Here is an 11610-nt window from a genome sequence, read left to right on the forward strand (position 1 = left end):
TTGGAATCAACACTAGGCAAATCAGAATGCTTGAGAATTGCGTATGAGATGAAAGAAGAATTTAGAGAAATATATGAGACTAATTTGACCGTCAAAAAAGGGCAAAAAAAAATCAAACAATGGCTAAATCATGCACAAGTATTTTTTAGATAATCTGTATTAACAATTGAGAATCATTTTGAGGGTATTTGCAATTAGTTTCTTAATCGCACAACAAGTGGAGTCATGGAAGGAATCAACAATCGAATCAAGTTGATAATGCGGCAAGGATATGGCTTTTCTAATTTTAATAATTTTAGAAATCGCGTATTAGCTTGTTTTTCTGATTAGATAAAATTATCACCACAAGTTCAGGAGAGCCTGCATTTCTTGGCGGACAAATTGAATTACTCAAAATTCCCCTATTTTCTGAAATTTAAAAATTTCGATTTTTTGCCATCATGCCAACTCCGATCGACTTTCTGTCTCAAGATTGATGCAAAAATATTCGCTGTTAACCTGTCGTGCTTTTCTTAAATATCTTCAATAGCTCTATAGCAATCCTTGCAGGAGTCGTAAATCTTTTACCCCACCCCAACCCTCCCCGAACTCGCTCTGAGGGAGTAAGAAATTCACGAATGATGCGAGGATTGCTATATTTTTGGTAATGATTTGTCGGAATTCGGCGCAGTTGCGGTACTCGTCACGGGTTTGAATTTAGGGTATCATAGAGTCTTAGACCTTGTTTGCCGAGAATCTAAATCAGTGCTAAAAAAGCCTGGATAACTTTAAGTTATTTTTCAAAAAAGTCAGTATGAATCAAGTTAAAAAAACTACAACCAAGCTGAATAGATCGCCTGTGAAAGTGTCCGATCGCACTTTGGAACTAGGTAATCTCCCCTTGAGCGAATTGTCCTTAGAAATAACTGATGGCCAAGCTTTGAGGGAATTTAGTTCGGACGATCGCCCGCCGGGAACCCCAACAGCCACAGGCCGGACTGCCGAAACAATGCGCCGGAGGGCAGATGGTAAGACCTCCGGGGCCCGATCGCCTGTGGTTTCTACCGCCTTTCTCAAGTGGCTGCTAGAGAGCTTGATTCGATCGAAAGGTTGGTTGGCAGTTGTCACCCTGGCAGCAGTTTGGGGGTGGTGGAACAGTGAGTTACTGTTTTCCACAGGCTTGGGGATAGCAGCGATGATGCTGGTTTACCGAGGGCAGTCGTGGGACTGGCAATTGCTGCGATCGAAAAGCGAGCAATTTTGGGAGGGCCCGAACCGCCGGTTCGTTTTAGCCGTGGGCACCGGTGCCATGGCTACCTTGGGCGCTTACATGAGTTTGGGGGTTTGGGCTGACTCAAGCAGCCACTGGATGGCTTTGAGCCTGATTTTGCAGAATTTGGGGACGATCGCGATTGCAGGGCTGTTGCTGCGGCAAGGGTTGAGTCTGGGGGCCGCAAAAGATGAAGTGGCGCTCGATCGCATCTTGGCGGATTTGACTGATGCTGACCCCGTGAAGCGTTTGATTGCAGTGCGGCAAATCACCGATTTGGTGAATCAGGGTGGGTTTGGCCCTGTGAGCTCTGTCAAAAGTTCGTTAGCGAAGCCCGCCCCTACGGGGGCTACGCCAAGGAAGAGAATCGCCTGTTCCCACGCTGCCGAGTGCTTTCGCCTGATGCTGAGTCGGGAACCAGAAGCTTTAGTCCGCAATGCCCTTCTCGAAGGTTTGCAGACTTGGGATGCTACTTATGGCACGGCTTTAAAATCCAAACATCAAGTCATCGACTATTAGCTGACCGTCAAAAGCGTAAAAAGTAATTTTATGAATATTCCGAGCTTTTACGCGCAGGGGAGCCCTAGGGGCGATCGGAGAATTAGACCCGACCAGATTGGGCGCCGGCATTTCATCCTGAACAATTGGGTTGCCGTCAATGTCACAAGCAGATAAAACAGTTCGTCGCGAACTGGTGACAAGTCCCGACACCCAGCGAACTGGATACTTAAAAGTTACTTCTATCAGTCCGCTTTTGGGGGCCCCCATTAACACTGTTGCCCCAGAACCCGTGAGAAAGGCTGGGTTTGAAGGTTGGATGGCGACGGCATTGCTAAAAGTCACCCCCCAATGTGCAAACTGGTGTTCTACTACTTCAAAGCATTTCAAGTCTTCTAAAGCTACGCGGACGATCGCAGGTACTGTGGCGCGCGATCGCACCTCTGACCCTGCGCCTGAGCGTTCTGGAGTGGCGACAAAAGACTTTTTGCCGTTTAAATCCATGCTTCGACAGGCTGTGTCAAATTCTGCCAACCCGTCAGATTGAAGACTTTTCGCATCAACCATAAAACCCTCGCGATCCCGTTTTCTGAGCAGTTGCATTTTAGTAGACCTCCCTGAGATTAGTTGTTTCTTCTGTTTTGGAATTGATAACGGCGAGGCCAGTGATTGCCAAACCTGCAGTTAGGAATCGAAACCCCATCGCCCGCCCTCCAACAAAGACTTTCGACCTCAAAAGCCACTGCTCCGCAAAATATCGTGATTAATGATTTGTGATTGGCCAGCGTCGGCCAACCTGCCACCTGACTGAAAGCGAGTTCTAATAGTCCCCCTTTCCGAGCGCCTGCTTTCGCGGTTGGCGAACAGACTCTATTTTGTTGAGGGGTCTTACCCATCATTTTGCTATTATCTCCGATCGGCGGTAGTTTGCAAGGGTAAGGATAACTACACAGCCGAATTGCCCAAATCGCAAAACTTACTTGCTGTCTGTAGTTTCACGCTTCACCTGTACTAAAATAGATTTAAATCATTACTCAATCTTTACAAAAACGCCACCAGCTTTGCAAGTTTTTTAAACAAAGACGGGGCGGCTCAAAAAAATCTAAAATATAACAGTGATTGAGGTTAGTTTATGCTTGTACCCCTCGGCTTCGGTCAGCGATCAATAGTTACTTCTCTCGGCAGAATGGTTTACTACACTGCTGAAAAAATGCCTTGGATGGGGTTGCCGACCTCAACTTCGGAAAATCAACCAAACTTAGTATTTTTTCACGGTTTTGGTGGCGGGTCGAGTGCCTACGAATGGTCTAAAGTTTATCCGGCTTTTGCGGCAGAATATCGAATTTTAGCACCGGATTTAATCGGTTGGGGGCGATCTGAACATCCGGCAAGAAATTATCAGGTGGAAGATTATATCACAACCTTGATCGAATTTCTAGAAAAAACTTGTGGCAGTCCGACAGAGGTGATTGCTTCTTCGCTAACAGGGGCGATCGCGATTCGAGCTGCGATCGCACGGCCGGATCTCTTCAAATCCCTAATTTTGACCATACCCAGCGGTTTGTCCGACTTCGGACAAGATTACGGCAGCAGTTTCTTCGCTAAGCTAGTCAACACGCCGATTTTAGACCGCTTGCTCTACAGTACCGGAATCGCCACAGACGGTGGCATCCGTAGCTTCCTAGAACAACGCCAATTTGCCGATTCGCGTCGCGTTTACCAAGAAATTGTTGATGCTTACCTCGCATCTGCTTTGGAACCAAATGCAGAATATGCCGCCCTGTCTTTTGTGCGGGGAGATTTGTGCTTTGATTTGTCGCTGTACATCACTCAGCTAACAACGCCGACAGCGATTATTTGGGGAGAAAAATCGCAGTTTACCGGGCCCGATATCGGCCAGCGGTTGGCCAACCTCAACCCGGAAGCAATCAAAGTTTTTCAACCTCTGGAAAACGTAGGTTTGACTCCGCAGTTAGAAATTCCCGCTGTGACTATTGGCTTAATTCGGCAATATCTAAAATTGCTTTCGGAAGCGTGAAGAAGTTCGGAAACGGATTTTTTAACGAATGCAAACGGATGTCACGGATAGACGTTCCAGTTTCCAGGGAAGAAGGAAGATTAATTCCCCACTACCCATAGATCTCAACTTAGGATCGCGAATTCAATAACTTACAATTTTAATTGTTATTGTGGGATGGGCGTCCTGCCCGTCCAAAAAGGACGGGCAGGACGCCCATCCCACAAACTTGTGAAAGTTATTTAATTCTCATTCCTTAATCCTAAAGACCTCTGTATCTCTCGTTTATATCCAAGTCTATATCCCCCTAAGTCCCCCTTAATAAGGGGGACTTTGACAATAATCTTGTCCCCCATTTCTTAAGGGGGGCTAGGGGGGATCTAGACTCTGCTAGAAGCGAGATTTATCATGAATTTTAGTCGGAATTTGACACCAATGACAACTGTCAACTGTCAACTGTCAACTGTCAACTATCAACTGTCAACTGACAACTGACTAATGACTATTAATTATTCTTTGACTCGCACGTCGATAACGCTGGCGTTGAAAATGTACTTATTGCCTTCAAGCTCTAGCGTAGTGCCAATTTTGACTTTCGTATTCCCTAAAACCGGGCCATTTTCAGTAAGTTGACCTTTTCCCTCTAAGGTAAACATCATATTTTTGCTGAAGGCTTCTTCTTCTCTGGGATCGGGGAGAGCTTTCAGAGTGCCGTTGGGCTGAGGAACTGCTAGGGTTCTGGTGAGAGTTTTGACAGATTTGATGGTAATCTGACCGGAGGGTTGATTGCGGATCACCACATTGATTTTATCACCGGGTTTGAACAAATTTTGAACATTTGTTCCTTTGAGACCGATCGCAATTGCATCGATTTCTACAGGTTTGACACTGGCGCCGACTTGGGCCACGGAACCGCCAGAAGTGCCGGGAAAGAAGAAGATTCCGACTGCAACTAGCAGTACGATTAGAGCAGCAGCTACGTCTAGGATGCTGAGTTTGCCGAACAGCCGGCCTTGAGAATCCAAAATTTTCATAAATCGCCTATTATACTGATAGCGACAGGAGTATGTTTACAAGCTCAGGACTTACGCAGACATCGATGAAAAACAGATGCTGCTATTGCTGAGCTACCGCTGGCAATGACATACTTTATTGATGCGTAAGTCCTGAAGCTAAAAGATATTACCACAACGATCGCCCAAAATCCGCATGACTGGGGCACTTAACCCAGAAGGCAGTTGACGGCGGTTGGTTGGCCGACAGGCGGCTCGCCCAGAAGCTGGTGGCGCCGTTAAAAATTGACAAAAAGCTAGAATAGCAACTAAGCAGCCTCAAATTACGTCTGCCTATTTAGTGACTTTTCGAGTTTTTCCTACAATTTTATCTAACTTCTGGCACCTATCACTTATGTTAAAAAGTTTTTGGTTGACTTGCCGGCGTACTTGTGGCCGGGGGATTTATCTGTTTCTATCCCTGATTGTGGCTGCAGGTATCTGGGTGGTTTCCCCGGAACCGACTCAAGCATTTTCGTTGCCCGAACTGATTTTTCGAGGCATTCAAGTTATTCAATTGTCGAATATGTCCGATCGCCAAGAGGTGACTATTGGCCGACAAATTAATCAGCAGTTGACCAGTAGCCAGTTTAAGATTGACCGCGATCGGGACACTACAGAATATATCAACCGCATCGGTCAACGACTCGCTCAAGAAAGCACTCGCCCCAATATTCCTTATACTTTTCAAGTGATTGACGACGACGCGATTAATGCTTTTGCAACTATGGGCGGTTTTGTTTATGTGAATAAAGGCTTAATGGCAGCGGCGGACAATGAGGCAGAATTGGCCAGTGTGATCGCCCACGAAATCGCTCACATTAATGCTCGCCACGCGATTCAACAAATGCGTCAAATGGCCATAGCTTCAGGTGTAGCTTCGGCCACAGGGCTCGATCGATCTCAGGCGGTTCAGATTGGGGTGGAATTGGCTTTGCGGCGTCCCCACAGTCGCCAAGCTGAGTATGAGGCGGATCAGTTGGGATTGCAAACTATGGGGCGAGCAGGCTACGCTCAATCTGGGATGGTTGATTTTATGAAAAAGTTGCTCAACAAGCCTTCTCCTCCTAGCATTTTGAGCACTCACCCGGCAACTGGCGATCGTATTGCTGCTATTTCGCAGGCTATAGATCCGGATCTCGCTAGCGGTGAAGGTTTGGATAATGAGGATTACAGGCTAGAAATCCGCAGGCTTTTAGGTTCGTAGCAAATGTAAATCAGTCATATCAATTCCGGTTGCACTCATACATGATATAGAGGACACGGCAATGCCGTGTCCCTACCGAAAATAATAATATTGTAGGGACACGGCACTGGCGTGTCCTAATTTTGGCTAATAATTCCGATGCTACCGGAAACGATATCAGGCGCTCTCTTCTCTTTTCTTAACTTCGCGATCTTCGCATCTTCGCAGTTCGTTAAAAAATAAATCCAGTTACTAGGGTACGTCAGAAGCAGGTTAATTTCGACTTAATATATCTGACATCTTGCACCATTCTCAATTAGCCTTTTAGGAACAGGCTTTCCGGCCTGTTCCACAAGAAAATCTACTCTTTGTGGAACGGGCAAGATGCCCGTTCTTGAGAATCGTGCAAGATGTGAGATAGATCGGACTAAAACTGACATACCCTACACCGAAAACTTGATTTAACACTGCTGTTGAACAATAGAATCGATCGCAGCTTGCGGGGGTGCAATCGGCTGCGGCTTCAATTGCCTGACAACTTCGTCAAAGGGCAAAATTCGGACTTGATTGTTAAATACATTTACTTGATAAACTCTGCGGTAGCTGAGGTCAAATCCTGTCAGCCAGCCGCTTTTGGGATGATAAGCACCCGTGTCAATGTCCAACCACCCTTCGCCCCTGACTAATTCGCCCGGTCTGACCCCATGAAAGGTAAAGGTGATCGTGTGACCGGTGATAATTAATTTATTGGGAAAATAGGGTTTCGACATGGTGTGAAATTCCCTGCGAATCCAACAAAGTTGTTCGATCGACTGTTCATCGATCGACAGATGGGGGTCAACGCCGGCGTGAACCAGCCAGATGTCCCCTAAATCCAGGTGCGTGGGGAGCGATCGCAGCCACTCTAAGTGTTTGTACGGCATCATCCCTGTATCTCTGTAGCTCGCTACTGTCGCATCGCCGCCACTGTAGAGCCAAGATTGCCACGCTCGCATATCCATCGGTGTCCCCGACAAAGCTTCCAGCATCAGTTGTTCGTGGTTGCCCAACAGAGTTTGGTAGGGGCTTTGCTGCACAAAATCTAATACCTGAGCGCTTTTGGGGCCACGATCGATTAAGTCTCCCAAAAAATAGACGCGATCGTTCGAGCTGGGGGCAAGTGCCTCTAGCAGGGTCATTAAGCCGTCGTAATGCCCGTGTACATCCCCGATAACAATGCGCCGGTGCTCCATTGTGTTTATCCGCTTCCCTGACTCAAAAGCCCCATCTCTAGCTTATAGCATCTGATTTTGCTGCTATTTGCCTCCCCTCTTTTACGGTGGAGGGGTGTCACCCATTATACTGCTTTGTATAAATGTCGTGTAAAGCTCGCCAATCTCTGTTTGCGTAGCTACTGATAGAAACACAGGCAAGCTGTTCATTGTGCTTCTGCAACTGCTGTTACTGAGGCAAAGCTTTGAGTTATTTCACGCTTTAGGGTACATCAGCGATTAGCCGACCGATTCAGTCGAAAATAATCCTAGCTGACATACCCTAAAATACGATCGAGTCTTAACGATTGTCACTGAGTCAAAGCTTTGAGGAATGTCTGGAGTTCTGCCAAAAAACCTTTCTTTTTTAGGGGTTTGGCAGGTGTGGTGGAGTCAGGATCGGCGGTTCCGATAGCTTTGGCTAAAATCCGCTCTAAATCATCTCCGACAGGTTTTTGGGCGGTTTCAGAAATTAGTTCGTATTCCTCGTTTGTTTCCAGCCAGACTTGCCAGGATTGGGGGTAACAGCGGAATAAAGCCGCAGTGTCTAGGGGTCTGATATAGTAGCAGGATTCGATTTTGCTGAGGAATCGATCGCGCAATTGGCGGCCCGCATAGCCTATACCTATGGTAGCAACATCTTCCAGGCGCGGGTTTAGTAGAATTACTGGGCGACCGGCCGCAGCTATGTAAATTTTTTCGACTTGGGCCACTTCTACGGCTGCTGGATTGATCAAAAGGAAAAGTTGATCTTCCGGTGCAATTTTATCTTCAACAGGAGTGCGACTGCTACCCAAATCAGTGACTTTAAACGGTGTTTCTCCCCAGTCACGGCGCGCGAGGGCTGCCGCACCGGTGTCGGGAAAAAAGACTTTGACTCCGGAGTGAATTTCCTCAAATTCTGGGATAAATTGTAGGGCGATAGACTGTGCTTGCAGGGCGATTTCTGGAAATACTAATTCGACTTGCAGTAGAGTTTTCCCGTCCGAGAGGGCAGCGGCGGTGGCAATGCGGGATTGGGCGATCGCCTCGTTGAGATCCTTGGGCAGTTCTGTCATTAATCTTATTGTTTTTACTCGACTTCTCTCAATCTAATTTTACCTGAGATATTGCACCATTCTCAATTACCTGTTTAGGAACAGGCTTTCCGGCCTGTTCCACAAGAAAATTCACTCTTTGTGGAACAGGCCGGAAAGCCTGTTCTTGAGCATGGTGCAAGATGTAAGTTTTACCGCATTAAGCAACAAAAGCTAACACGGACAGAGGCGATCCGGAACCTCCCAAAACACGCAATATTCCGATAACTAAAGTGAAGTCAGCCGCAGGTAACAAGTCGAGATTTGCCAGATTTTCCAGCACTATTCGCTGCGTTTTCAATACCAATTTATTAACCACAAAACTTTCATCTTGCCCGGTATCGACTCCGTGGGTGTCGGTTCCAATTCCAGCGATAGAGCGTTCTTCTAGCAAAAATTGAGTTGCTGCTTTGCCAAATCCGGGAAAGTGGCAAATTTCGCGATCGTCTCGGTTGAAAAATGCTTGCTCATCATCCCATTTTTCTTGCCAGCCAGTATACAATAAAACTAGATTTCCAGGTTCTATAAGTTTGTGCTGCCGTTCCCAAGTCAATATATCATCAATTGTTAAAGTGTAGTCGGGATTGGCAAGACTTTGCTCTCGGAGGTCGATCGTAATTGCGGGGGAAACTAGCGACTGCGGGGAATAACTATCAATGCTGGCGCCTCCTGCATAAAAGCTGTTGGGTGCGTTGATGTGAGTGCCGCTGTGTTCGCCCATTGAGAATTTTCGCAGGAAATACCCGTCTGTTTCTATTTGAGCTACTGTGGCAATTTCTGGGGCTGGATCTCCGGGCCAGATGGGAATGTTGGGATGAATTGCATGGGTTAAGTCTATAATTTGGCTGTAGGCTATCGTTTTTAAGTTATTTGACTTAAAGTTGTTTGTCATCAGGTTAAATATATCTATTATTTATTAAACACAGTTGAGTTTTTGACCTTCTGCGAACTCAATATAAAATCTAAAATCTAAAATCTAAAATTCGATTAGTCGATCGAGCGTTGCTTCCATCACATCATTTGTTTGCCCGGAAACAGTATACACCAAAGCTTCTCGATAAACTCTCCCGGCCGGGTGCAACGTACCGTTAGCACCACCGCTAGAAACTGTAACGGCAGCGTGCCCGCAGCGCACGGCTAAATCAATGGCTTGAGCTCGCAGCGCTAATTGTTCTGCTTTCGAGCTATGTTGAGATTGTTGGAAATTCTGTTTTAGCCGATCGAGCTTTTGCTCTAGTTTTTGGCAAGCCGCCGTTATAAAAGGTGAATTCTTAGCAGCCGCCGCTGCTGCAATTACATCCAATCCCGCTCGAATACAGCCGAAAGTACCCGGCACAAAATTCAATATATTTTTGCTGTCGTTTTCCGAAATCCAGCCGACAGGTTTAACTGAAATTATTTCCGATTCCTGCAGCAACCAATTATCGAGAGTGGCTGTCACAGTATTAGTCGAGTTCATGGCGATTAACTGCATGATTTCGCTACAAGCTATTTTACCAGATTCGCGTTCAATATTGGCAAAAGGCACTAAACCGAAAACAGCGCGTTTGTCAGGAAGTACCGCCGCTACAATAAACTTTTGAAACAAGCGAAAACCTGTTACCCAAGGAACTTTTCCTGACAGTAAATAGCCCGCTATTGTGGGAGTTGCGGTGACGGCCCGATTTCCCGATCGCCTCAAATGCGAAAACCCAATACCCAAGCGTAAGTCTTTTTGGGCGATCGCGGGCAAGTATCTGCTTTTTAGCATTTCATTGTCGCTGTTGGCAAGCATCGCAGTTGCGCTGTGGTGCTGAGTTTGCAGAAAACACAAAGCGCCGGAATATCGAGCCGTCAATTCCTGATATTGGTAAAAAATATCCGGTGAAATTTCGGCACCGCCCCATTTTTGGGGAACTCGCAATGCTAAGAGCGATCGATCTTCCAATCCCGCAACTGCTGTTTTTAGGGCTTCCGAGTCGCTGTCGATAATTTCCGCGTGGGGTGCAACGCACTTTTGTAGGTAAGTTTCTGTGCTGTTGAGAATATCTTGGGAATCCATTTTTTATAATTATTTTATAGTTATTTTTCTCTAAAATCTTGTGAGCCAGCATAAAAATAGACCCCAAAACTAACTTATTTCATCACAGTCTGCACCCTTCTCAAGAACAGGCATCTTGCCTGTTCTACAAAGAGTAAATTTATTGTGGAACGGGCCGGAGAGCCCGTCCATAAAAGGCTTACCGAGAATGCCCCAACTAATTTATTTCCACACTTTCCAAGGAGCCTTCCCTTCATCCCAAAGCTCGTTTAAATACTTGTATTCTCGAAAAGTATCCATCGCAAAGAAGAAGCCCTCATGACGGTAAGCCATCAACTGTCCCTCTGCCGCCAAACGCTGCATAGGCTCCTGTTCTAAAATACAATCATCTCCCCCCAAATACTCAAATACCCGGCGGTTAAATATGATATATCCAACACTTATCCAGCCGTCGATTTGAGGCTTTTCCGAAAATTGAACTACGCGGCTATCGCTGTCTACATCCAAAATTCCAAAGCGAGAAATCGGACGAAATGTGGTGACAGTTGCCAGCTTACCATGAGACTTGTGAAATTCGAGCAAGGCGTCTATATTGACATCAGCTACTCCGTCGCCGTATGTCACCATGAAATTCTCGCTATCAATATATTTTTCGATCCGTTTTACCCGACCTCCCGTCATGCTTTCCGCGCCAGTTTCAGCTAGGGTAACATTAAAATCTTGTTCGAGATGTTCCTCGTGATAAGTGATGGTATTTTGGCGTCCCAGACAGATAGTAAAGTCATTGTTCATGGCTTCATAATTGAGGAAATATTCTTTAATCATGTTGCCTCGATAGCCCAAGCACACAATAAAGTTTTGGAAACCGTAGTGTGCATATATCTTCATGATGTGCCAAATAATTGGATGGCCTCCCACCTCAACTAAGGGTTTGGGACGAAATTCTGTTTCTTCTCTGAGACGAGTGCCGAGACCACCTGCTAGGATAACTACTTGCATTTTTTCAATTTTTTAAAGATGATAAATTAATTTATCATCAATCATCAGTGATTGAGTCAAAGAATTATTAACTTTTTCTCATACTAAGTGAAGCTTTGTAAACCACATAAATCACGAACTATTCTCAATAATCGTAGGGTGGGCGCCCAGCACCCTCTATTTACCTCTATTTATGAATAATCCTAGGGATCGCGAATTAAATAACTTACAATTTTAATTGTTATTGTGGGATGGGCGTCCCGCCCGTCCAAAAAGGACGGGCG

10 protein-coding genes and 1 pseudogene are annotated in these 11610 nt (G+C 45.9%); 4 read left to right on the forward strand and 7 right to left on the reverse strand.

All coding sequences use genetic code 11. The features are described from left to right. Positions 1-213: 213 nt before the first annotated feature. Both QUA44_RS30855 and QUA44_RS29520 read left to right on the forward strand, forming a co-directional pair. Positions 214-330, forward strand: a pseudogene (locus QUA44_RS30855) (transposase); the annotation flags it as partial. A gap of 463 nt (positions 331-793) precedes the next feature. Then, positions 794-1768: a hypothetical protein gene (locus QUA44_RS29520; protein WP_333257215.1), complete on the forward strand. Its 975-nt coding sequence runs from the start codon at positions 794-796 to the stop codon at positions 1766-1768. On the opposite strand, the gene QUA44_RS29525 is transcribed toward QUA44_RS29520, so the two are convergent. Beyond that, positions 1736-2350 carry a hypothetical protein gene (locus QUA44_RS29525; RefSeq protein WP_333257212.1) on the reverse strand — a complete coding sequence of 205 codons (615 nt, stop codon included), beginning with the start codon at positions 2348-2350 and terminating at the stop codon, positions 1736-1738. The genes QUA44_RS29520 and QUA44_RS29525 overlap by 33 nt on opposite strands. A 529-nt stretch (positions 2351-2879) precedes the next feature. On the opposite strand from QUA44_RS29525, the gene QUA44_RS29530 reads away from it, so the two are divergent. Continuing rightward, on the forward strand, positions 2880-3785 hold the full coding sequence (locus QUA44_RS29530; protein ID WP_333257209.1) for an alpha/beta hydrolase: 906 nt from the start codon (positions 2880-2882) through the stop codon (positions 3783-3785). A 488-nt stretch (positions 3786-4273) separates the two neighbouring features. Here the strand turns inward: QUA44_RS29530 and QUA44_RS29535 are convergent, their stop codons facing one another. Beyond that, a complete protein-coding gene (locus QUA44_RS29535) occupies positions 4274-4798 on the reverse strand; it encodes a DUF4330 domain-containing protein (protein ID WP_333257207.1) in 525 nt (174 codons plus the stop codon). A gap of 373 nt (positions 4799-5171) precedes the next feature. Between QUA44_RS29535 and QUA44_RS29540 the strand changes: the two genes are divergently transcribed. Next, positions 5172-6023 carry a M48 family metallopeptidase gene (locus QUA44_RS29540; protein ID WP_333257204.1) on the forward strand — a complete coding sequence of 284 codons (852 nt, stop codon included), beginning with the start codon at positions 5172-5174 and terminating at the stop codon, positions 6021-6023. 440 nt (positions 6024-6463) lie between these two features. On the opposite strand, the gene QUA44_RS29545 is transcribed toward QUA44_RS29540, so the two are convergent. From QUA44_RS29545 to rfbF, 5 genes are all read right to left on the reverse strand, one after another. Next, a complete protein-coding gene (locus QUA44_RS29545) occupies positions 6464-7234 on the reverse strand; it encodes a metallophosphoesterase family protein (RefSeq protein WP_333199212.1) in 771 nt (256 codons plus the stop codon). A gap of 329 nt (positions 7235-7563) precedes the next feature. Continuing rightward, entirely contained in the window at positions 7564-8310 is a 747-nt protein-coding gene (locus QUA44_RS29550) for a DUF1995 family protein (RefSeq protein ID WP_333257202.1), read from the reverse strand. 178 nt (positions 8311-8488) lie between these two features. Further along, positions 8489-9220, reverse strand: a complete 732-nt coding sequence (locus QUA44_RS29555; RefSeq protein WP_333257199.1) for a cyclase family protein — start codon at positions 9218-9220, stop codon at positions 8489-8491. 84 nt (positions 9221-9304) lie between these two features. Then, positions 9305-10369, reverse strand: coding sequence for an acyl-CoA dehydrogenase family protein (locus QUA44_RS29560; RefSeq protein ID WP_333257197.1), 1065 nt, complete (start codon positions 10367-10369; stop codon positions 9305-9307). 201 nt (positions 10370-10570) lie between these two features. After that, positions 10571-11347 carry a glucose-1-phosphate cytidylyltransferase gene (gene rfbF / locus QUA44_RS29565; protein ID WP_333257194.1) on the reverse strand — a complete coding sequence of 259 codons (777 nt, stop codon included), beginning with the start codon at positions 11345-11347 and terminating at the stop codon, positions 10571-10573. Between the last annotated feature and the right edge of the window lie 263 nt (positions 11348-11610).

This window comes from Microcoleus sp. N9_A2 (assembly GCF_036701775.1).
In the GTDB taxonomy this organism is placed as follows: Bacteria; Cyanobacteriota; Cyanobacteriia; order Cyanobacteriales; family Microcoleaceae; genus Microcoleus.

Excerpts from the sequence above, each read along its gene's own strand:
- QUA44_RS29520 (WP_333257215.1), top strand. The coding sequence starts at position 794 with ATGAATCAAGTTAAAAAAACTACAACCAAGCTGAATAGATCGCCTGTG.
- QUA44_RS29525 (WP_333257212.1), bottom strand. The coding sequence starts at position 2,350 with ATGCAACTGCTCAGAAAACGGGATCGCGAGGGTTTTATGGTTGATGCG.
- QUA44_RS29530 (WP_333257209.1), top strand. The coding sequence starts at position 2,880 with ATGCTTGTACCCCTCGGCTTCGGTCAGCGATCAATAGTTACTTCTCTC.
- QUA44_RS29535 (WP_333257207.1), bottom strand. The coding sequence starts at position 4,798 with ATGAAAATTTTGGATTCTCAAGGCCGGCTGTTCGGCAAACTCAGCATC.
- QUA44_RS29540 (WP_333257204.1), top strand. The coding sequence starts at position 5,172 with ATGTTAAAAAGTTTTTGGTTGACTTGCCGGCGTACTTGTGGCCGGGGG.
- QUA44_RS29545 (WP_333199212.1), bottom strand. The coding sequence starts at position 7,234 with ATGGAGCACCGGCGCATTGTTATCGGGGATGTACACGGGCATTACGAC.
- QUA44_RS29550 (WP_333257202.1), bottom strand. The coding sequence starts at position 8,310 with ATGACAGAACTGCCCAAGGATCTCAACGAGGCGATCGCCCAATCCCGC.
- QUA44_RS29555 (WP_333257199.1), bottom strand. The coding sequence starts at position 9,220 with ATGACAAACAACTTTAAGTCAAATAACTTAAAAACGATAGCCTACAGC.
- QUA44_RS29560 (WP_333257197.1), bottom strand. The coding sequence starts at position 10,369 with ATGGATTCCCAAGATATTCTCAACAGCACAGAAACTTACCTACAAAAG.
- rfbF (WP_333257194.1), bottom strand. The coding sequence starts at position 11,347 with ATGCAAGTAGTTATCCTAGCAGGTGGTCTCGGCACTCGTCTCAGAGAA.